The organism is Thiolapillus sp. (genome assembly GCF_048562965.1).
Taxonomy (GTDB): domain Bacteria; phylum Pseudomonadota; class Gammaproteobacteria; order Chromatiales; family Chromatiaceae; genus Thiolapillus; species Thiolapillus brandeum_A.
The window spans coordinates 1-558 of the sequence record NZ_JBHNMF010001559.1; the positions used below are offsets into that span (position 1 = coordinate 1).

At 55.6% G+C, this 558-nt stretch carries 1 protein-coding gene; it reads right to left on the reverse strand.

Annotated elements, in window-relative coordinates; genetic code table 11:
- Positions 1–121: 121 nt before the first annotated feature.
- Entirely contained in the window at positions 122–352 is a 231-nt protein-coding gene (gene tnpA, locus ACOCD2_RS25500; protein ID WP_293650907.1) for an IS66 family insertion sequence element accessory protein TnpA, read from the reverse strand.
- Positions 353–558: the final 206 nt, after the last annotated feature.

The following is a 558-nucleotide window of genomic DNA, read 5'->3' on the forward strand; positions in this document are numbered from 1 at the left end:
GAATCCCCAATCCCAGTAGCAGTATCTCGTTGCCGTCCACGTCTTTTCCTCATGCCAGTATTTGGCGCTATACTGGCACAGGTTTTTGGAGGAATTCCACTTAAAACGTCGAGGAACCAAATTATAACATTATCAGCTGTACCGTGGCCGGGATCACCGGCACAAAGCCCGCCCCCTTCTTCTCTGTTGCCGGTTCGGCGGCCCGGCGTAGCTTGCGGACCCAGTAGCCGAAGGTACTATACCGCAGCTCCTGGTGTTCGCAGTAGGCTTTCTGCGTCAGGCCAGATTGTTGCCAGGCCGCAATGTGTAACTGCCAGAACGGCGCACCTTCGGTGGCATCAGACATGTCCATCGATTTCTCCTATGTCGTGAAATTCCAGGAGAAAGTCTGCACAGGGTCAGGTGGGGAAAACAGGTGTGGATTCTTGGGCGCTTACGGTTTACCAGATCGACGCCCACTGCAAGCGGCTGCTCTGGATTGGCAAGGAACGGAAGACGAAGACCCTGCTGCGGTTTTTCCGCTGGTTCGGAGCCGAACGCAGCCAGCAACTGCGCTAC